The organism is Pseudomonas sp. KK4 (assembly GCF_001984065.1).
GTDB lineage: Bacteria > Pseudomonadota > Gammaproteobacteria > Pseudomonadales > Pseudomonadaceae > Aquipseudomonas.
This window is the reverse complement of sequence record NZ_LYVP01000100.1, coordinates 1-19677: the sequence shown is the minus strand read 5'-3', so window position 1 is coordinate 19677 and position 19677 is coordinate 1. Positions and strand designations below refer to the sequence as shown.

Below are 19677 nucleotides of genomic sequence, written 5' to 3'. Positions count from 1 at the left end.
CATCCCCGCCAAAGAACGATGAGCTGTCATCGCTGTAGTCAGCGTCGCTGAAGCCACCCTGGTCATTGCCGGAATCATTGCCGGCCATGCGCTGGTCATCGCCCCAGCCATCGTGCCCCTGATCGTTGACCTGAGCCGGCTCTTCCTTGATGACTTCGACGATTTCCTGCGGTTGCTGGTTGTGATGGAACAGGCTGCTGATGCCCTGAGCCAGCATTACGCCACCAGCTACCCCCGCCGCTGTCTTCAGTGCGCCGCCGAGGAAGCCACTGCCCGCTGCGGCCGGTGCCTGCTGCGGTGCATAACCCTGCTGGGGGAAATTCTGCTGCGGCGCACCGAAATTCTGCTGCGGCGGCTGTGCATTGAACGAAGGCCGCCCCGGCTCACGCCAGCCACCGCTCGACGGCGGCGCACTGGGTGCGGGCTGCGGATCACGGGAACTGCCACCGAAAATGCTCGACAGAAAACCACCGCCGCTCGGCGCCGGCGCCGACTGCGCCTTGGCCTGTTGCAGTTCCGCCTGCAATTGCTGCACCTGCGCCGTCAGTTGCTTGTTCTGCTCATCGAGGCTCTTGATTGCCGCCTCTTGCACCAGAATGGCCTGGGTCATGAAATAGCCCGCTGCCGGTTGGCGGGTCAGGTGTTCCTTGATCCGCGCCTCGGCCTGGGCATCGCGCGGGGCTGAGTTCGTTTCGGCCTGTTGCAGCCGGGAAAACAGTCCATCGATCAGGGTTTGTTCTTCGCTGTTCATGGCGACCTCGTAGATTGCCGGGAAAATCGTTGCCTTTATCCAAAGAAGGATAAGGTGCCCGACCTTAATGGAGGCTGAAACAAGTTGTTTCAATGACCTTTACCGAACGTTTACGTTTGCTTCAGCCGGTACATCATCGGTTACAGTGAGTGACTGTTCATGAACTGCGATACCGACTGATGAATCCGTTAGATGTACTGCGTGACTCCCTGTATTTCTTCAAGCGCAATCTGGGCCAGATCGTGCAACTGTGCCTGCCGCTGGTGATCATCGAGGCGCTGCTGCAACAAGTGGTCGACCACTCCACCGAGCCGGACAGCTTCCCCGGCATCAGTGTGATCGTCGGCCTGCTGGTGTACCCGCTGTACACCGCGGCGCTGATTCTGTTTCTCGATGCCCGCAGCCGTGGCGAATCCCCCGGCAACCGCGAGCTGCTGTCTCGCGCCGCCTACCTGTGGCCACGCTTCGCCCTGCTGACCGCCCTCAACACCTTGCTGATCCTGCTGGGCCTGTCGCTGTACTTCCTGCCGGGCATCTACCTGATGGTGACCCTGGCCTTCGGCGAATACCTGCTGGTGCTGCGTGGCCTGGCGCCGCTGGCCGCCATGAAGGAAAGCCTGCGCCTGACCCGCGGCCATTTCATCCGCATCCTGGTGTGTATTTTGTGCGTGATGGGGCCGTTGTGGCTGCTCAAGGGCGCGACGCTGGCGGCGTATCCGGAGCCGCAGAACCCGGTGATTTCGCTGCTGATCGACAGCGCCCACAGCTTCCTGCAACTGTTCACCAGCGTGGTGCTGTTCCGCCTGTTCATGCTGATCGGCGATGCGCCGCAAAAAGCAGGCTGACGCCACGCCCTTCTGTGGGCGCGAGCTTGCTCGCGATGGCCTCCAGAGCGCCGCGTGCATCCACAATTCCCACGTCATCGTTGACCACCCTCGCGAGCAAGCTCGCTCCTACGGCAGCCGAACGCAGGCTTTGCCAGCGGCTACAGGTTCGCGCCTGGCTCGGGTATGCTCGGCGACAACTTTCGTAACGCGATAAGCCGAGCCCATGACCCGACTGCTGCGCTACACCCTCGGATTGCTGGCCTTGATTGCCCTGTGCACCCTGGTGATCCACAGCCTGACCTGGCGCCCCGAGGCCCGGGAAGTACTGCCGGTCAGCTGCAGCCCCCAGGCCCCCACTCTGGCGCCGGGCCAGGCCTTGAAAGTCATGACCTGGAACGTCCAGTACCTGGCGGGCAAGCGCTATGTGTTCTGGAATGACCTGCCCGCCGGCACCGATGAATCCCCCACCCCCGACGACATGGCCTTCAGCCTCGATGAAGTGGCGCGGGTGATTCGCGACGAGCAACCCGATGTGGTGCTGCTGCAGGAGCTCGACGACGGCGCCAAGGCCAGCGACTATCAGGACCAGCTCAAGCTGCTGCAAGAACGGGTTGCCGACCTCTATCCGTGCAGTGTCAGCGCCTACGACTGGAAGGCCGATTTCGTCCCTGACCCGCATATCTTCGGCAGCGTCGGCCGGCAACTGGCGACCCTGAGCCGGGTGCAGATCGAACACGCCCAGCGCCTGCAATTGCCGGTCACGTCGGGCAATCTGATCAGCCGTCAGTTCCAGCCGAAAAATGCCTTGCTGGTGGCCTATTTGCCGGTGAACGACGGCGGCCAGATGGCCGTGCTCAACACTCATCTGGATCGCGTGACGCAAGCCGACCCGTCGCTGCAGGCGCAGATCGGCGCCGTGGCCAAGGTCCTCGACAAGTTTGAAAGCCACGGTACGCCGTGGCTGATCGGCGGCGATTTCAATCTGCTGCCGCTGGGCCAATACCAGCGCCTGCCCACTGAACAGCGCACGCCCTACTCCCCCGACAGCGCGCTGCATGTGCTGTGGGACAAGTACCCGATGATCCCCACCAACGACGAAGCCAGCGGCATCGACCGCGCCCACTGGCTGACCCATTACCCGAACGACACCGGTTTGAATGGGCCGGATCGCACCGTCGATTACCTGTTCTACAGTCCGAAGATAAAACGGGTCGAGGCGCGGGTGAGGCAGGACGATACGTTGCGCATTTCCGATCATTTGCCGGTGATTGCGCGGTTTCTGTTGCCGGCTTCACCTTGACCTGACTTGTAGGAGCGAGCTCGCGATGGACGCGAACGATAACGCGGGAAACCAGATGCCCCGTAGCGCCCGCCGGTTTTTCGCGAGCAAGCTCGCTCCTACAGTGATCAGGGTTGCGCGGGTTGCCAATCGTCCGGAATGACGGCGATCACGTCGATCTCCATCAGCCATTGCGGCTGGCCCAGCCCGGAAATCACCAACCCGGTGGAGATCGGGAACACGCCTTTGAGCCACTTGCCCACCACCTGATACACCGGCTCGCGGTAGCGCGGGTCGATGATGTAGGTGGTGGTCTTGACGATGTGCGACAGGTCGCTGCCCGCCTCTTCAAGCAACTGCTTGACGTTCTTCATCGCCTGTTCGGCCTGTGCCGCCGGATCGCCCAGCCCCACCAGGTTGCCCTCGAAATCGGTGCCGATCTGGCCGCGGACATATACCGTGTTGCCGGCCCGTACGGCCTGGCACAGGTCATTGTCCAGGGACTGGTTGGGGTAGGTGTCCTTGGTGTTGAACATGCGAATGCGAGTGTGAGTAGGCATCAACTGGTTCCCTGAAATTCGATGGATGAGGATCGCGGCTCAGCGCTGGCTCGGGTCGCGGTACTGCAGGTACTGGCGCTGGGTGGCGATGTGACCGGCGACGTGCTTGGCGTCGTGCCACACGCCCCAGATGAAGCTCGACCCGCGCCGCGACAACCACGGCAGCCCCACGAAATAAACGCCCGGTTCACTGGACACGCCGCGCTGATGACGAGGCTTGCCCTTGTCGTCGAACGCGTCGACCTGCAACCAGTTGTAATCGACGGCGTAACCGGTGGCCCAGATGATCGAGGTGATGCCCGCTTCGGCCAGGTTCAGTTCGAGAATCGGGTTCGTCATGCATTCAGGATCGGCCAACATGACCCGGGCTTCGGGTTCCTCTGGCAGATCCAGCCCGTTGCGCGCAACGTAGGCATCCGCCGCATCCAGCAACGACAGGTAGTTCTGGTCCCCGGCGGCGACGTTGCGCACCAGATCCTGCTGGAACGTCACCACGCCATCGTTGAAGGCTTGGGTCAGCCCCACCAGCGTCACACCCTGCTGGGCGAGCGCACGGAAGTCGACAGTCTGCCCGCCCCGCGCACCGCTGACGGCGATGGTCACGTGTTCGCGGCCGGGCTGCATGACTTCCATATCCCAAAGCCCCAACACCCCCAGCCACCAGCAGAAATCGCGGTTGCGATAGGCGCGAGGCGGGCGATCATGCTGGCCGACGGACAGGTAGACCTGCTTGCCGGCGCGCTGCAACTCATCGGCAATCTGCACCCCGGAAGAACCGGCGCCCACCACCAGCACACCGCCCTCGGGCAGTTGCTGCGGGTTGAAATACTGGGCCGAATGAATTTGCGTGAGCCGATCGTCTTTCGGCGCGATCGGCGGAATCACCGGCCGTTGGAACGGGCCGGTCGCCGCCACCACCCGCTGGGCCTCGATCACGCCCTCGGAGGTTTCGATGGTGAAACCCGGGCGATCGGCATTGCGCACGACCTTTTTCACCTCGACACCGGTGCGGATCGGCGCCTCGAATTTTTCGGCATAGGCCTCGAAGTACGCCGCGACCTGATCCTTGGAAGCGAAGGCATCGGGCTCCAGGTCCTCGAAGGCCAGGCCGGGAAAGCGGTCGTGCCAGACCGGGCCGTTGGCCACCAGCGAATCCCAACGCCCGGTGCGCCAGGCCTCGGCGATACGGTTACGCTCCAGCACCAGGTGCGGCACGCCGAGTTTGCTCAAATGTTCGCTCATGGCGACGCCAGCCTGGCCGGCTCCGACAACAAGCGTATCTATTTCTATTTTATTAATTGTCATGCTTGTGTCCTTCAAAACCAAGTTCCGCGCCTATAAGTTTGCTGGCGGGCCGTTTTATTGTGCTGAGTGAATGCCAATAGCGAAATTATGTTTTTTGTAGTGATTGCCGATGAAAAAACTAACTAACAGATAACTTAACTGTAGGAGCGAGCATGCTCGCGATGAACTTGAACGCGCCGCGTTTATTCAGACAGCCAGCGTTATCGTTAACGTCCATCGCGAGTGAACTCGCTCCTACAGTTGTTGTTTACAACAGGCCGATTTCTTTGGCGGTTCTATCGACGGCGATCTTGGTTTTGGCCACCAGTTCATCGATCTCACCGCGCGTGGCAATCAGCGCTGGCGCCATGATCATGCGGCCCAACGTGGAGCGGATGATCAGGCCTTCCTCGAAGCCGATGGTGCGGCAGCGCCAGGTGATGTCAGCTTCGTTGGCGAAGCGTTTGCGGGTCGCTTTGTCCTGTGCAAACTGCAACGCCGCCACCAGCCCGACACCCTGGATCTCACCCACCAGCGGGTGGTCGCCGAACACCTCGCGCAGGCACTGTTGCAGGTACGGCCCGGTGTCGGTTTTCACCTGCGTCACCACGCCCTCATCGCGTAACGCCGTGAGGTTGGCAATGGCCACGGCGGCGGCCACCGGGTGCCCGGAATAGGTCAGGCCGTGGGCGAACACGCCGCCCTGCTCCACCAGCACTTCAGCCATGCGCCGGCTCAGAATCAGGCCGCCCATGGGGATGTAGCCCGAGGTCAGGCCCTTGGCGATGGACAGGGTGTCCGGCTGGAAATCGAAGTGCTGGTGGGCGAACCATTCGCCAGTGCGGCCGAAGCCACCGATCACCTCGTCCGCACACAGCAGCACATCGTACTGGCGGCAGATGCGCTGGATTTCCGGCCAGTAGCTTTCCGGCGGAAAGATCATGCCGCCGGCGCCCTGGAACGGTTCGGCGACGAACGCCGCGACGTTTTCGGCGCCCAGTTCCAGAATCTTCGTTTCCAGTTGCCGGGCCGCGCGCAGACCGAACTCCTGCGGGGTCAGATCTCCTTCATGGGCAAACCAGTAAGGCTCGTCGATGTGCTCGACATCGGGAATCACCCCGCCCATGTCGTGCATGAATTTCATGCCGCCCAGCGCCGTCGCGCCCAGTGTGGAGCCGTGATAACCGTTCCAGCGACCGATCATGATCTTCTTCTGCGGCTTGCCGAGAATCTGCCAGTAACGGCGCACGGTGCGGATCAACACCTCGTTGGCTTCGGAGCCGGAGTTGGTGTAGATCGCGTGGCTGTAGTGCCTGGGCAACAGGCTGAACAACAGCTCGGACAACTCGACCACCGCCGGGTGGGTGGTGTGAAAGAACATGTTGTAGTACGGCAATTGTTCCAGTTGACGGGTGGCCGCCGCCGCCAGGTCCTTGCGCCCGTAACCGAGGTTGGTGCACCACAGGCCCGACATGCCGTCGAGGTAGCGATGGCCGTCGTTGTCCCACAGGTGCAGGCGCTCGCCACCGACGATGACCCGCGGGCCTTCGGCGTTCAGCGCCTTCTGATCGAGGAAGGCGTGAATGTGGTGGGCGGCGTCCCCGGCCTGATAGTCCCTGGTCTCGCGCTGGGGTTTGTTGTCGGTGGTCATTTTTCTATTCTCCTGAATGGCATGAAAGCGGCGGCCTCAGCGGGCCGCCCAGGCGTTGAAGCGCTCCTCCAGCTCCTCGCCGTGATCGACCCAGAACGTGGCATCCACCAATTGGCCCTCGGCCAGGTTGGCCTGTGCGGTGGGCAACTGAGCGAGGGTGTCGGCGGGCAATTGCGCCAGCACATCCTTGCGGATCGGGCCGTAGGACATCTGGGTGGAGAAGGATTTCTGCCCGCTCGCCTGGCTGGCGAACACGATGAATTTCTGCGCCAGCGCCTTGTTCGGGCTGCCGCGCACGATGGCCCAGTGATCCGGATCGTAGAGGTGGCCGTTCCAGGAGATCGCCAGTTTCGAGCCTTCCTTTTGCGCCACGGCAATGCGCCCGTTATAGGCGGCGGACATCACCACGTCACCGGCCGTCAGCCATTGCGGCGGCTGCGCACCGGCTTCCCACCACTGGATCGAGGGTTTGATCTGGTCGAGCTTGCGGAACGCCCGGTCCACGCCTTCCTTGGTGTTCAGGACCTTATAGAGGTCTTGCTGTTTTACGCCGTCGGCCAGCAGCGCCACTTCCAGGGTGTATTTGGCGCCCTTGCGCAGGCCGCGCTTGCCGGGAAACTGCTGCAGGTTCCACATGTCCGCCCAGGACGTCGGCGCGGCGCTCACCTTGCCCGAGTTGTAAGCCAGCACCATCGACCACACATAACTGGCCACCCCGCACTCACTGACCGCACCGGGCACGTAATTGCCGGCGTCACCGATCAGGGCCGGGTCGATCTTTTCGAACAAACCCTCTTCACAGCCACGCAACAGTTCGGGGCTTTCCACTTCGACCACGTCCCAGGACACCTGGCCGACATCCACCATCGCTTTGACCTTGGACAGTTCGCCGCTGTACTCGCCCACCACCACTTTGCCCGCACCACTTTGTTCAAAAGGTTTGAAGTAAGCGCCTTCCTGCGCAGCCTTGGTGGCACCGCCAAAAGAAATCACCGTCAAACTTTCGCAGTGCCCGACAACCGGCAAACTCAATGCAAGTAACGCTGTAACACCAGCAACCGCTTTAACGCTCGAAGACGAATACTTGAACATGGAAGCTCCCTCACTTTTTAATTGTGATTAGTTACGGAGGCAGTCACGACCAGGCGGCCGTTAATACGCGCACTGCAGCGGCGCGAAAACATCTTTTTTATTCTTCAATCCCTTTGCGTCCGCCTGGTGGCCAGGTGGTGATCCGAGGTTGTAGCGATAGTGCGTCAAGCGTGCGGATAGGAAAATTATTAAAAATATGCTTCGGGTATAAGAAAAAACTTGGCTCCGGTCTGCCCAGTCCGGATCGGTCATGAGGTAAGGTTCAGGCAGGCATTCGTGCGGCATGGGCCATCCAGACCCGTTAGCGTAAACCCGAGAAAAAGAGGTGCGTGTGGCGTCCTATACCTTGCGGCAACTCAAGTACTTCGTGACCACGGTGGAAGCCGGCAGCGTGGCCGAGGCATCGAGGCAGCTCTACATTGCGCAGCCGTCGGTGTCCACGGCGATCAAGAGCCTGGAGGAGTCGTTCAACGTTCAGCTGTTCATCCGTCACCATGCCCAGGGCGTGTCCCTGACGCCCACCGGCACGCGCTTCTACCACAAGGCGCAGGAACTGCTGCGCATGGCCCGGGAGTTCGAACAGAATGCCCTGGCGGACAACGACACGGTGTCCGGGCAGATCGACATCGGTTGCTTCGAGACGGTCGCGCCGCTGTATTTGCCCCGGCTGATCGCAGGTTTTCGCAAGCTCTACCCCGGGGTTGATATCCGTATTCGCGACGGCGAGCAGCAGGAGTTGGTGCAAGGCTTGACCGCCGGCACCTTCGACGTTGCCATCCTCTACGACCACGGGCTCGACAGCACCATACAAACCACGCCGCTGATGCCACCGCAGAAGCCCTACATCCTGCTGCCTGAAGGCCATCGCTTTGCCGAGCAGCCGTCGATATCACTGCGAGATCTGTGCAATGAGCCAATGATCCTGCTGGATGTGCAGCCGAGCCGGACCTACTTCGTCAGCCTGTTCCACGAGCTGGAACTGACGCCGAACATCGTGTTCAGCTCGCCGTCGATCGAGATGGTGCGCGGCATGGTCGGCCAGGGGTTCGGGTTCTCGATCCTGGTGACCCGGCCGCATTCGGAATGTACTTACGATGGGAAGAAAGTGGTGTCGGTGGACATCACGGAAACGGTATCGACTTCGGGCCTGGCGTCCGCCCACCTCAAGCGCAGCCAGTTGACCAAGCCTGCGCAGTTGTTCGTGGACTTCTGCCGCGAACAGCTGAGCCAGAGCCCCTTGTAGGAGCGAGCTCGCTCGCGATGGTCGTCAACGATAACGCTGGAAACCTGGCAAAACGCGGTGCCCTTGAGTCCATCGCGAGCAAGCTCGCTCCTACAGTGTCGTGCCCGTACACAGATAGTCCGCCAACCGAACCAGCATCGCATCACAGCCCTTCAACTGCTCCACCGAGATGAACTCATCAGGCTTGTGCCCTTGGTCCATGCTGCCCGGTCCGCACACCACCGTGGGGATGCCGGCCTGATCGAACAGCCCGCCCTCTGTGCCAAAAGCCACCGTCCCAAACGCCGAGGATCGGCTGAGGATCGCCAGTAGCCGCGCCGCCTCGCTGCCAGGATCAGTCGCCAGTCCGGGATAGGCACTCAGCGGTTTGAACCGGATGTCCGTGTCTGCCTGCACCGCCCGCATCTTCGGCAACAGTTGTTCCTCGGCGTAGCTTTGCAGCTGGCTGGCCACCTGCTGAGCATCGAAGTCCGGCAACGCCCTGACTTCAAAATCGAACTCGCATTCAGCGGGCACGATGTTCAGCGCCCTGCCGCCTTTGATCACACCGGTTTGCACGGTGGAAAACGGCGGATCGAAACGCGGGTCGTGGTGATCAGGGTGGGCGAGTTCGGCGCCGATTGCGCCCAGACGACCAATCAGTTGCGCGGCGTATTCGATCGCGTTGACCCCATAAGGCGCATACGCCGAATGGCACGCCGCACCGCGGACTTCGCAGCGCATCGCCAATTTGCCTTTGTGGCCCAGCACGGGTTTGAGCTGCGTGGGTTCGCCGATCAGGCAGAGGCTGGGCTTGTATGGTCGCTGCTGCAATTGGGCGAGCATCGACCGCACGCCCAGGCAGCCCACTTCCTCATCGTAGGAAAACGCCAGGTGCACCGGCACCCGCAGTGGCCGTTTTACAAAAGTCGGTACTGCGGCGAGCACCGAGGCGATGAAGCCTTTCATGTCGGCAGTGCCGCGGCCGTAGAGGCGTCCGTTCTTTTCCGTGAGCCTGAACGGCTCCACGGTCCAGGCCTGCCCCTCGACTGGCACCACGTCAGTGTGCCCCGACAGCACCACACCACCGGAGACAGGCGGGCCGATGGTGGCGAACAGATTGGCCTTGGTGCCGTCCTCGTTGAAGAACAGCTCGCTCTGCACGCCATGCCCGGCCAGGTACGCCTCGATGAAATGGATAAGCTCCAGATTGGAATCGCGGCTGACGGTGGCGAAGCCGATCAGGCGCTCCAGAAGGTCACGGCTGGACATGTCACTCATCCCCCGGCACTCCGTAGCTCGGGGCGGCCGTCGGGTCGAGTGCGCGGGTCAGGTAGTCCTGCATCTGCGGTCGATAGGCCTGCCACAGTCCATTCAGCTGACCAATGGGATCTTCCTCGGCCCAATCAACCCGCAGGTCGATGATCGGCCAGGTGTAGTCGCCCACCACTTTCAATGCCGCCGAATGCACCGGTCCCGCTTCACCACCGGCGGCCATCGCCGCCTGCATGGCGGCCAGCAGGCGGTCAGCCAACTGCCCCGGCTCGGCCTCGAACGCCTCGACCATGGCTTCGATCACCCGCCCATCGCTGAGCAAATTACCCGCCGCGACGCATTGCTCGCCCTTGACTGCGTTGTGCACGCCCAGCGACTCCTTGCCGCTGAAAAAGGCAATCCGCCCTGACGCATCGATCACCGTCACCTGCCGGTACTGACTCCAGCCATTGGAACTGAGCGCCCTGTCCAGCGCTGCGTCCGGGTCCAGGTGCTGATGTTCCAGCAAGTCCAGAATCTGCGAGCCCAACGCCGGCAGCGTGATGTTCTGCGTAGACACCGCCCCCACGCCCGCCCGCGCCCAGGGGCAACGCGCGCCCACCGCAATGCTCGAAGAGCTGATGGCAATACCCAGCTGCCCGGTTTCAGGACAACGCCCGATGATTGAGAACGTCATGGCTCACTCCTTAGGTTGGCTGTGCATGCGTGAGTGCATTCTGTTCATGCGCAGGGGCGGGAGAAAGCAGGTTTTTTGTGGCTTTGGGGTAGGAAAAACCTCTGTAGGGCCTCGTTCTCGTGCGATGGGCCTGAGAACGCGGTGGGGGTGTCAGGTTTCCAGCGCTATCGTTGACGACCATCGCGAGCGAGCTCGCTCCTACAGGGGATGCTGTTGCGCGCAGCTTGGGTTATTTGCGGGGTTTGATCCGTGCAGTGGCTTCTGCCACCAGGGGGTCATCCGGCCAATAGTGTTTTGGATACCGCCCTTTCAGGTCCTTCTTCACTTCGGCGTAGGTGCTGCGCCAGAAGTTGGCCAGGTCCTGGGTCACCTGGACCGGGCGTCGGGCCGGGGACAGCAGGTGGAGCTTGACCACTTGCCGGCCACCGGCGATACGCGGGGTCTCGGCCAGGCCGAACAGTTCCTGCAGGCGCACCGCCAGAATCGGCGGCTGCTCGCTGTAATCCAGGCGAATCGATGAACCCGAAGGCACGCTCAAATGGTGGGGCGCCTGCTCGTCGAGCCGTTGCGGCAGCGGCCAGGGCAGCAGGTTGTGGACGATGCTCGACAGGTCAAGATTGGCGAAGTGGCTGAGTCTCGAGACTTTTCCCAGGTACGGCATCAGCCAGTGTTCGAGGGTTTTCAGCAGCGCGGCGTCGCTGACATCCGGCCATTCACTTTCGCCTTTGCTGCTCAGGTCCAACTGGCGCAGTAACGCGACGCGCGCCTGCCACTGGCGCAGCTCCGGCGTCCATGGCAGCAACTCCAGGCCCTTGCGCCGCACCAGATTCACCAGCGCCTGGCTGCGGGCGGTTTCGTCGAGGCCGGTCAGCGGTTCGCGGCTGAGGATCAGTTCACCGACCTTGCGCTGGCGTTCGGCACGCAGCACGCCTTCGCGCTCATCCCAATCCAGTTGATCGACGCTGCGCACCTGTTCGGCCAGCACCGAGTCGAACAGGGACGGATCGAAATCCGCTGCGAGGTAAATTCGCTCTTCGCGCTGGCCCTGGCGGCTGCCAAGGTCGGCGATGACCAACCACGGTTGCTTCATCAGGCTGTCGGCTTCGGCGAACAGCGCGGCGCGGCCGTTGGCCAGGCGATATTCGGCGCCCCCGGCACGCCGCTGCTGAGCAACGCGATCGGGATAGGCCAGCGCCAGCAAGGCACCCAGCCAGCGTGAATGATCCGGATCGCTGACGGGCTCCGACGGCTTGCCACGCAGATAACCGCGATACTGCCGCGCCAGTTGCCGTGCTCGCTGCACCCCACCCTGGGCACCGCGTGCGGCCCGTTCTTCGCCGGACAACAGCACCAGTCGACTGTGCAGATCCGCGCCCCCGCCGCGCAGGATATCGCGCTCACCCAGCAGCGCCGCGACGTCGCAGGCCATGTCCGCCAACCCCAAGGCCTGCCCACGCAACAGTAGATGGGCGATGCGCGGATGGGCCGGCAGTTCGGCCATGGCCTGGCCGTGGCGGGTCAAGGCCTCGCCTTCCAACGCCCCCAGACGTTCGAGCAGATCTTGCGCCTGGGCATAGGCCGCGGCGGGCGGGACATCGAGCCAGACCAGTTGCCCAGGCGTCACGCCCCAGCGGCCGAGCTGCAGGGCCAGCCCGGCGAGATCGGCCGATAGAATTTCCGCGCTGCCATAAGCGGCAAGTTGTTCGTGCTGATCCTGGGACCACAGGCGATAACACACACCCGGTTCCAGACGCCCCGCCCGGCCCGCGCGCTGGGTGGCGCTGGCTTTGGAAATCCGCTGTGTGTCCAGGCGCGTCATGCCGCTACCCGGATCGAATCGCGGTACCCGCGCCAGCCCGGCATCGATCACCACGCGCACGCCGTCGATGGTCAGGCTGGTCTCGGCGATGTTGGTGGCCAGCACCACTTTGCGCTGGCCGGCCGGTGCCGGATCGATCGCCGCCCGTTGCGCCGCCAGGTCCAGTTCACCGTGCAACGGGCACAGCAACACCTGCGGGTTATTGCCTAGCGCATCGGCCAGTTGCTGATGCACACGACGGATTTCCGCCTGCCCCGGCAGGAACACCAGCACGCTGCCGGTCTCGTCGTTCAAGGCTTCGAGGATGGTCTGTACAACACGGGGCTCGATGAATTCACCGGCCTGAAACGGCCGCCCCCAGCGCGTCGTCACCGGGTACATGCGGCCTTCACTGCGCAGGATCGGCGCATCGTCCAGCAACCCGGCCAGGCGCTCGCCTTCCAGGGTGGCCGACATCAACAGGATCTTCAGCGGTTGATCGTCACGGAACAGCTCCCGGCCATTGAGGCTCAGGGCCAGGGCCAGATCGGCGTCGAGGCTGCGCTCGTGGAATTCGTCGAAGATCAGCAGGCCAACGCCTTCCAACGCCGGATCATCCTGCAACCGTCGGGTGAGAATCCCCTCGGTGACCACTTCGATACGGGTGTTGGGCCCCACCTTGCTGTCGAGCCGAATGCGATAACCCACCGTCTCGCCGACCTTCTGCCCCAGCTCACTGGCCAACCGCTCCGCCGCCGCCCGCGCCGCCAGCCGTCGCGGCTCGAGCATCAGAATGGTCTGCCCGGCCAGCCACGGCTCATCGAGCAAGGCCAGCGGCACGCGGGTGGTCTTACCGGCACCGGGCGGCGCTTCGAGCACGGCTTCGTGGCGTGTCGCGAGGGCTTCACGCAGGGCGGGTAAAACTTCATCGATCGGCAAAGAAATCATGCTGGCTCCCAAACAGAGGCGCGAGTATAACGGCGAACTGCCAGGCGTTCGTCAGGGTCTTAATTCATACCGACGACGTTTCGTTTTGAGATAACTCAGGAGATTTCATATGCGTGTTCCCTTTCGCCTGATTGGCGGTGTGCTGGTCGCGACGTTGCTGACGCAGGTTACGGCGTGCGGTTCGATTTTCTATCCCGATCGGCGGGGGCAGATCGACGGCAAGATTGACCCGGCCATCGCCGTGCTCGATGCCGTGGGGTTGCTGTTCTATATCATTCCAGGGCTCATCGCATTTGCCGTGGACTTCGCCACCGGGGCGATTTATTTCGAGCCGGGCAAGACGGCTCAAGTCGATCCGCAAAAGCTTAAGGACGCCATCGGCGCCGACGGCAAGGTCGATAACCTCAAGTTGCAGTCTATTCTGGAGCGTGAACTGGGTCGCAGCCTGCCGCTGGATGATCCACGCCTGATCCAGCACAAGGGCAGCCCTCAGCAACTGGCCATGTTCGGCCTGCAACCCGCCGCGTAACCGATGCTCTTAAAGGAATAGCCGCACTCATGATCTCCAGCTCCGAACACGCCCGCCTCCTGCGGCTGGCGACCCGTGCCTCGGTGGCGGTGGCTTGCACGCTCATCGTCGCCAAGGCCATCGCCTGGTGGCTGAGCGGGTCGGTGAGCATGCTCGCCGGGCTCACCGACTCGGCACTCGACGGTGTGACGTCGCTGCTCAACCTGCTGGCGGTGCACTACGCCTTGCGCCCGGCCGATGATGATCATCGTTACGGGCATGGCAAGGCCGAATCGCTGGCGGGCATGGCCCAGGCGCTGTTCATTGGCGGCAGTGCGGTGTTGATTGCGTTGCAGGCCGTTGACCGGCTCAAGCATCCGGAACCGGTGGGCGCGCCCTGGATCAGCATCGGGGTGATCGTGTTCTCGCTGGCGCTGACCCTGGCACTGTTGACGTTGCAGTATCGGGTGGTCAAGGCCACCGGTTCCAACGCGGTGCGCGCCGATTCGCTGCACTATCGCTCGGACATGCTGCTCAACGGCAGCATTCTGCTGGCGCTGATACTGGCGGGGTTTGGCTGGCATCAGGTCGATGCCTGGTTCGGCCTGGGGATCGCCGCGTACATCCTCTGGAGCGCCATCACCATCGCTCGCGAGAGCTTTGCCGTGTTGATGGATGAAGAACTGCCGCCGGATGTCAGCCAGCGCATGTTGGAGCTGGCGTGCAGCGTGCCGGGGGTTTTAGGCGCCCATGACTTGCGTACGCGGATTTCCGGCAATCAGTGGTTCGTGCAATTGCATCTGGAGTTGCCTGGGGACCTGACGCTGTCGGTGGCTCACGGCATCAGCGATCAGGCTGCCGATGCGATCCACGCGGCCTACCCGCGGGCCGAAGTGCTGGTGCACGCCGACCCGCAGGAAGTGGTGAAAGCGGCCAGGGCTCAGAAGCTGACCTGATAGCCGCGACTGCTCAGGCAATTGCCCTGAGCCTGGCGGTAGGCCTGGACCACGGATGGGTCTGGCTGATAAGTCGCAGTGCGCGGATCGAAGCCACTTTGCTGTACCGCGTACTGGTAGCACTCATATCCGTCCTGATTGACCTGTTCCTGAGACTGCCCATTGGCCGGATAGGCCTCCACGTCATAACCGTTGCTGCCCGCTTGCGGCTGCTGTTGCGGTTGCACGGCGCCCAGCGGCGGCTCGACCACTTCGTAATCCTGGGTGCTCTCCTGATAGGCGTAGTAGGCGCCGGCCGCAAGGAACAGCACCGAACCACCGATCAAGACCTGCTCGGCATAGTCCGGCAGGTAACGCACCCGAATCCCGCGCGGTGGTTCGACCACCACATAACGCGGACCCAACGGGCGATACCAGTAGCCACCGGAATAGTAGTAATCCATCCCACGGTAAGGCACGCGATAGTCACGGCCCGGGAAACGGTCGATCACATGACCCGGTCGATATTGCGGCCCCGGGCCCCAGCCATTGCCACGCCCCGGCCCGCGAGGAGGATTGGACGGCGCGCCGATGTAGCCATTCCAGTGCTGGTTGGGTTCGTTGTGCCGAGGCTGGTCCTGGTAGTAACCCCGTCGCGGCTGTTGAGTCTGTTGCACGGCGTCGGGGCGCGGCTGGATCGGCAGGTCATTGGCCGGTAATTGCGGAGGAGGTGGCGGGGAGCGAACAGGGTTGTTGAAATCCGGCTGCTGGCGGTTCTGCCACTGGCCGCCGTTTTGTGGCAGACCGTTGTTCTGCGGTAGACCATTGTTCTGCGGTAAACCAATGTTATGCGGTAGACCGCTGTTCTGCGGCAGACCGTTGTTCTGCGGGCGCGGCTGATTCTGCTGCTCGCCCCTCTGAGGTCGCGGCTGGTTGTTGCCACCGTGGCCCTGATTATTGCCCTGATGACCACCATTGCCCTGCTGACCGCCATCGGGCCCACGGTTCTGCGGCTCATCGGCCAGCGATTGCGCAGTGACACTGACACACAGCAAACCAACACCGGCTAAACGCCAGATGCGCGACTTCATGCTTTTCCTCACTGCGGGTGGGTTATGGATCCTGTAGGAGCGAGCTCGCGATGGTCCACCAAGCGCCGCGGGGTACCAGGCTCCCCGCGTCATCGTTGACAACCATCACGACCAAGCCCGCCCCTGCAATAAAAATGAAGCGAACGGCCTTTGTACGTAAGACTGGGAAAGCTCGGGCCGGTTCTGCTACAGGTTATCAGTCGCGCAACTTATTTATTGAGGCCGCCGCTCAAATTGCGCGCAAGAAAAAGGGGAGACCCGTCGGCCTCCCCTTGAGAACTTCGTCCGTGCTCGACGCTTTTGACGTCGGCTCACCTCACGCCGTCTTCTGGACAGTGTGTAGCTCGGGGGCCGGCTCAGCCCCTGTGGGGGTGGCGACCGCAGCTGGCCTGTTTGGGCGAGCCGCACTGGACTGTTTGTCCGAGCAGTGATTCTGGTGATAAGAATAGGCTCGGAGGGACGGCAGAGGATTGCGAAGATTGCTCAAATAAACATTACTTGCGCAATTTTTAACCCTGGATAGATAATCTGCCGCAATAGTTACAACAAGGAACCGTTTGATGAGCAAACTCGACCGATACGACCTGAGCATTTTGGCTGAATTGCAGCGCGACGCGCGCATTTCCAATCAGGAGCTGGCCGAACGCATCGGTCTGTCCCCTTCCCCCTGCTCGCGCCGGGTCAAGCAACTGGAAGATGACGGCTACATTTCCCGCCAGGTCGCCCTGCTCGACCGCAAGATGCTCGGCTTGAGCCTGACTGCTTATGTGCTGATCGGCATGGACCGCCATACCCCAGAGCGCTTCGAGAACTTCGAGACGGCCATTCGCACCTTGCCCCAGGTGCTCGAGTGCAGCCTGGTCACCGGGATGGATGCTGACTATCAGCTCAAGGTCGTGGTGCCGGACATGGACCATTATCAGAAGCTGCTGCTGGGGCATTTGACGCGGATCGAAGGGGTGACCAGTGTGCGTTCCAGCTTCGTCTTGAACCAGGTGCTCAACAGCACTGAACTGCCGCTGACTCATCTGCGCAGCTGATGACGCCTTCGCGGGCAAGCCTCGCGCCTACAACAAGGGTTCGGACCAAGGCAAACCTGTAGGAGCGAGGCTTGCCCGCGATAGGGCCGGCACAGGCGACGAATAGCTGCGGCACACTGCCGCAGGTCAACCCATCGCCAATAACCATTGGCGTATACTCCCCGCGCCCTTTTACCCTTGCCCGCGCTGGAGATGTCCGATGGATCCTGCAGTATTCGAAGAGTGGATGATGACCGGACTGGTCAGCATCCTGATCATTTTCATGGGTTTCATCGTCTGGGATCTGGCGAAGAAGTCCAAGGCCGGGCGTTTTGGCTCGTTCATTCTGTTCTTCGTACTGGGCCTGGGTGTTGCTGCATTCGTGATCAAGAGCGTGGTCATCGGCCTGATCGAAACCGGCACACTATAAACGCGCCGGTATTTCCTTCCACTGGCCTTGATCGAGCCCTTCGATCGTCCAGTCACCGATTCTGACCCGCACCAGGCGCAACGTCGGCAAGCCCACCGCCGCTGTCATTCGTCGCACCTGCCGGTTGCGGCCTTCACGGATCACCAACTCCAGCCAATGTGTCGGCACGCTCTTGCGAAAACGTACCGGCGGATTGCGCGGCCACAGTTGCGGCTCATCCAATGGCCGCGCCTCGGCGGGCAAGGTCATGCCGTCATTCAACTCCACGCCGTCCCGCAAGCGCTGCAACTGCTCGGCGCTCGGCTCACCTTCGACCTGCACCCAGTACGTCTTGGCCAGTTTGTGCTTGGGGTCGGCAATGCGCGCCTGAAGCTGGCCGTCATTGGTCAACAGCAGCAACCCTTCGCTATCGCGATCCAGACGCCCCGCCGGGTAGATTCCCGGCACATCGATATAGTCCTTGAGCGTCGCCCGCCCTTCACCGTCGCTGAATTGCGTCAGCACATCGAACGGTTTGTTGAACAGGATCAGCTTTGGCTCGGCCGGAGGCGCCTTGGCGACGCGGCGTGGTGCTGCTGGGGAAGGCTTCACGCCAGGACGGCGGGAAACAGGGCGTTGAGGACGGGACATGGCAAAAAGGACATCTAACGGTCAGGGCTGACAATGCTAGTGCCCCGACCGCCAAATGACCACGACAACCGTCAGCGAAACGGCGGTTCGTCGAAGCTGCGCAATTTGCGCGAGTGCAGCGAGTTGAGTTCGGTGCGCAACAGGTCCACCGCCTCGATGCCAATCTTCAAGTGCTGGCTGACCGCACGCTCATAGAAGGCGTTGGCCGAACCCGGCAGCTTGATTTCACTGTGCAGCGGCTTGTCGGAAACGCAGAGCAACGTGCCATAGGGCACCCGCAAGCGATAACCCTGGGCGGCGATGGTGCCGCTTTCCATGTCCACCGCCACGGCGCGGGACAGGTTGATCAACGGCCGTTCCTGGGCCCAACGCAGCTCCCAGTTGCGGTCGTCGTAAGTCAGCACGGTGCCGGTGCGCAGGCGTTTTTTCAGCTCGTCACCCTTCTCGCCGGTAATGTTCGCCGCCGCCTGCTGCAAGGCCATCTGCACCTCGGCCAGGGCCGGGATCGGAATATTGGGCGGCACCACACGGTCGAGAATCCCGTCGCGGCGCATGTAGGCGTGGGCCAGCACGTAGTCACCGATGGTCTGCGACTGACGCAAACCGCCGCAGTGACCGATCATCAGCCAGCAATGCGGACGCAGCACCGCCAGGTGATCGGTAATGTTCTTGGCGTTGGACGGGCCGACGCCGATGTTTACCAGAGTCACTCCATGACCGTCGCTGGCGATCAGGTGATAGGCCGGCATCTGGTAACGGTGCCAGACCACGCCGGCGGCAATTGCCGAGGCTTCGCCGTGATCCATGCTCTTTTCGATGATCACGTTGCCCGGCAACACCATGCGCACGAAACGCGGGTCGCTGCGCAACTGCTCCAGGCCATGGACGATGAACTGGTCGACGTAGCGGTGGTAGTTGGTCAGCAGAATCCAGGGCTGCACATGGCGCCAGTCGCTGCCGGTGTAATGCACCAGTCGGCGCAGGGAGAAGTCCACCCGCGCCGCATCGAACAACGCCAGGGGCAGCGGATCAGTGTTTTCCCAATCGTACAGGCCGTCGGCAATACCGTCGGTCGCCGCCGACAGATCGGTGCTCGGGAACACCCGCGCCAACACAGCGGCAGTCACGCCCGAACCGGCCAGTTCATCGCCCTGCTCGACCACGTACGGATAAGGAATGTTCTGCTGGCTGACACCGACTTCGACGGTCACGGTGAAGTCGTGCATCAAGGGCACCAGCTGTTCCAGCAGGTACTTACGGAAAGCCGCTGGATGGGTGACGGTGACGCTGTAGGTGCCGGGCAACTGGACCTTGGCGTAGGCGCGGGTGGTCTGCGGGACTTCGCCCTGGCAGTGGTAGGTCAGGCGCAGTTCGGGATAACGAAACATCGCCCGTTGTTCGGCGTCCGGCTCAACACGATCCTTGAGGTAACGCATGAGCGCCTGGTTCAGCGCGCTGGTTGCACGATTGTGGAGGAGCGCAAGCCGGTCCACGGCTTGCTCGGCGGTTTGCACGACAATAAAAGCTTCGGTCACGATCAGCATCCTGTGTTCTGACTTGCAGAGCTTCATCTTGCCTGCATCGTCGCGTCACGGGAACAGCGGTGGACACACAAATGCCAAGTCCACCCTAGATCCAAATGTGGGAGCGGGCTTGCTCGCGAAAGCGGTGTGTCAGTCATACAGGGGGTGACTGACACAC

General features: G+C 62.2%; 18 protein-coding genes. 7 read left to right on the top strand and 11 right to left on the bottom strand.

Translation table 11 applies throughout. The features are described 5' to 3' along the window. Positions 1–751: DUF2076 domain-containing protein (locus tag B0W55_RS23575; protein ID WP_077048312.1), on the bottom strand; the 751-nt coding region annotated here is incomplete at its 3' end. Positions 752–930: 179 nt separating this feature from the next. Here B0W55_RS23575 and B0W55_RS23570 point away from each other — a divergent pair. Next, positions 931–1596, top strand: a complete 666-nt coding sequence (locus B0W55_RS23570) for a YciC family protein (protein WP_077048311.1) — start codon at positions 931–933, stop codon at positions 1594–1596. Between the two features lie 205 nt (positions 1597–1801). Further along, positions 1802–2878, top strand: a complete 1077-nt coding sequence (locus B0W55_RS23565) for an endonuclease/exonuclease/phosphatase family protein (RefSeq protein ID WP_077048310.1) — start codon at positions 1802–1804, stop codon at positions 2876–2878. A gap of 107 nt (positions 2879–2985) precedes the next feature. Here B0W55_RS23565 and B0W55_RS23560 read toward each other — a convergent pair whose 3' ends face one another. The 4 genes from B0W55_RS23560 to B0W55_RS23545 form a co-directional block, all read right to left on the bottom strand. Then, positions 2986–3417, bottom strand: coding sequence for a RidA family protein (locus tag B0W55_RS23560; protein ID WP_077048309.1), 432 nt, complete (start codon positions 3415–3417; stop codon positions 2986–2988). Between the two features lie 39 nt (positions 3418–3456). Next, positions 3457–4722, bottom strand: coding sequence for an NAD(P)/FAD-dependent oxidoreductase (locus B0W55_RS23555; protein WP_077048308.1), 1266 nt, complete (start codon positions 4720–4722; stop codon positions 3457–3459). Between the two features lie 247 nt (positions 4723–4969). After that, positions 4970–6352, bottom strand: coding sequence for an aspartate aminotransferase family protein (locus tag B0W55_RS23550; protein ID WP_077048307.1), 1383 nt, complete (start codon positions 6350–6352; stop codon positions 4970–4972). 36 nt (positions 6353–6388) lie between these two features. After that, the gene (locus B0W55_RS23545; protein ID WP_083743222.1) at positions 6389–7444 is read right to left on the bottom strand and encodes an ABC transporter substrate-binding protein; all 1056 of its coding nucleotides are present in this window, start codon (positions 7442–7444) and stop codon (positions 6389–6391) included. Positions 7445–7775: 331 nt separating this feature from the next. Here B0W55_RS23545 and B0W55_RS23540 point away from each other — a divergent pair, with 331 nt between their 5' ends. Beyond that, positions 7776–8687 (top strand): LysR family transcriptional regulator, encoded by a 912-nt coding sequence (locus tag B0W55_RS23540; protein WP_077048305.1) that lies wholly within the window; start codon positions 7776–7778, stop codon positions 8685–8687. 90 nt (positions 8688–8777) lie between these two features. Here B0W55_RS23540 and argE read toward each other — a convergent pair whose 3' ends face one another. The 3 genes from argE to hrpB all read right to left on the bottom strand — a co-directional run bounded on the left by argE (position 8778) and on the right by hrpB (position 13363). Then, positions 8778–9947, bottom strand: a complete 1170-nt coding sequence (argE, locus tag B0W55_RS23535) for an acetylornithine deacetylase (RefSeq protein ID WP_077048304.1) — start codon at positions 9945–9947, stop codon at positions 8778–8780. Next, positions 9940–10617: a DUF1028 domain-containing protein gene (locus B0W55_RS23530; RefSeq protein ID WP_077048303.1), complete on the bottom strand. Its 678-nt coding sequence runs from the start codon at positions 10615–10617 to the stop codon at positions 9940–9942. The genes argE and B0W55_RS23530 overlap by 8 nt, the downstream gene beginning before the upstream one ends. A 229-nt stretch (positions 10618–10846) precedes the next feature. Further along, complete coding sequence (gene hrpB / locus B0W55_RS23525; protein ID WP_077048302.1) at positions 10847–13363, bottom strand: ATP-dependent helicase HrpB; 2517 nt, start codon at positions 13361–13363, stop codon at positions 10847–10849. Between the two features lie 109 nt (positions 13364–13472). On the opposite strand from hrpB, the gene B0W55_RS23520 reads away from it, so the two are divergent. Beyond that, positions 13473–13892, top strand: coding sequence for a polyribonucleotide nucleotidyltransferase (locus tag B0W55_RS23520; protein ID WP_077048301.1), 420 nt, complete (start codon positions 13473–13475; stop codon positions 13890–13892). Positions 13893–13921: 29 nt separating this feature from the next. Then, positions 13922–14827, top strand: a complete 906-nt coding sequence (locus B0W55_RS23515; RefSeq protein ID WP_077048300.1) for a cation diffusion facilitator family transporter — start codon at positions 13922–13924, stop codon at positions 14825–14827. On the opposite strand, the gene B0W55_RS23510 is transcribed toward B0W55_RS23515, so the two are convergent. Beyond that, positions 14812–15897, bottom strand: coding sequence for a DUF6515 family protein (locus tag B0W55_RS23510; RefSeq protein ID WP_077048299.1), 1086 nt, complete (start codon positions 15895–15897; stop codon positions 14812–14814). The genes B0W55_RS23515 and B0W55_RS23510 overlap by 16 nt on opposite strands. 560 nt (positions 15898–16457) lie before the next feature. Here B0W55_RS23510 and B0W55_RS23500 point away from each other — a divergent pair. After that, complete coding sequence (locus tag B0W55_RS23500; protein WP_077048297.1) at positions 16458–16937, top strand: Lrp/AsnC family transcriptional regulator; 480 nt, start codon at positions 16458–16460, stop codon at positions 16935–16937. A 199-nt stretch (positions 16938–17136) separates the two neighbouring features. Further along, a complete protein-coding gene (locus tag B0W55_RS23495; protein ID WP_046815823.1) occupies positions 17137–17346 on the top strand; it encodes a DUF2788 domain-containing protein in 210 nt (69 codons plus the stop codon). Here the strand turns inward: B0W55_RS23495 and B0W55_RS23490 are convergent. After that, positions 17341–17976 carry a pseudouridine synthase gene (locus B0W55_RS23490; RefSeq protein ID WP_077048296.1) on the bottom strand — a complete coding sequence of 212 codons (636 nt, stop codon included), beginning with the start codon at positions 17974–17976 and terminating at the stop codon, positions 17341–17343. The two genes, B0W55_RS23495 and B0W55_RS23490, sit on opposite strands and share 6 nt — an antisense overlap. A 71-nt stretch (positions 17977–18047) precedes the next feature. Beyond that, positions 18048–19547, bottom strand: coding sequence for an AMP nucleosidase (gene amn, locus B0W55_RS23485; RefSeq protein ID WP_175645550.1), 1500 nt, complete (start codon positions 19545–19547; stop codon positions 18048–18050). Between the last annotated feature and the right edge of the window lie 130 nt (positions 19548–19677).

Coding starts and splice junctions, on each gene's coding strand:
- B0W55_RS23545 (WP_083743222.1), bottom strand. CDS start 7,444: ATGTTCAAGTATTCGTCTTCGAGCGTTAAAGCGGTTGCTGGTGTTACA.
- B0W55_RS23510 (WP_077048299.1), bottom strand. CDS start 15,897: ATGAAGTCGCGCATCTGGCGTTTAGCCGGTGTTGGTTTGCTGTGTGTC.
- B0W55_RS23500 (WP_077048297.1), top strand. CDS start 16,458: ATGAGCAAACTCGACCGATACGACCTGAGCATTTTGGCTGAATTGCAG.
- B0W55_RS23520 (WP_077048301.1), top strand. CDS start 13,473: ATGCGTGTTCCCTTTCGCCTGATTGGCGGTGTGCTGGTCGCGACGTTG.
- B0W55_RS23515 (WP_077048300.1), top strand. CDS start 13,922: ATGATCTCCAGCTCCGAACACGCCCGCCTCCTGCGGCTGGCGACCCGT.
- B0W55_RS23565 (WP_077048310.1), top strand. CDS start 1,802: ATGACCCGACTGCTGCGCTACACCCTCGGATTGCTGGCCTTGATTGCC.
- B0W55_RS23530 (WP_077048303.1), bottom strand. CDS start 10,617: ATGACGTTCTCAATCATCGGGCGTTGTCCTGAAACCGGGCAGCTGGGT.
- B0W55_RS23550 (WP_077048307.1), bottom strand. CDS start 6,352: ATGACCACCGACAACAAACCCCAGCGCGAGACCAGGGACTATCAGGCC.
- B0W55_RS23555 (WP_077048308.1), bottom strand. CDS start 4,722: ATGACAATTAATAAAATAGAAATAGATACGCTTGTTGTCGGAGCCGGC.
- argE (WP_077048304.1), bottom strand. CDS start 9,947: ATGAGTGACATGTCCAGCCGTGACCTTCTGGAGCGCCTGATCGGCTTC.
- hrpB (WP_077048302.1), bottom strand. CDS start 13,363: ATGATTTCTTTGCCGATCGATGAAGTTTTACCCGCCCTGCGTGAAGCC.
- B0W55_RS23490 (WP_077048296.1), bottom strand. CDS start 17,976: ATGTCCCGTCCTCAACGCCCTGTTTCCCGCCGTCCTGGCGTGAAGCCT.
- B0W55_RS23570 (WP_077048311.1), top strand. CDS start 931: ATGAATCCGTTAGATGTACTGCGTGACTCCCTGTATTTCTTCAAGCGC.
- amn (WP_175645550.1), bottom strand. CDS start 19,547: ATGAAGCTCTGCAAGTCAGAACACAGGATGCTGATCGTGACCGAAGCT.
- B0W55_RS23560 (WP_077048309.1), bottom strand. CDS start 3,417: ATGCCTACTCACACTCGCATTCGCATGTTCAACACCAAGGACACCTAC.
- B0W55_RS23495 (WP_046815823.1), top strand. CDS start 17,137: ATGGATCCTGCAGTATTCGAAGAGTGGATGATGACCGGACTGGTCAGC.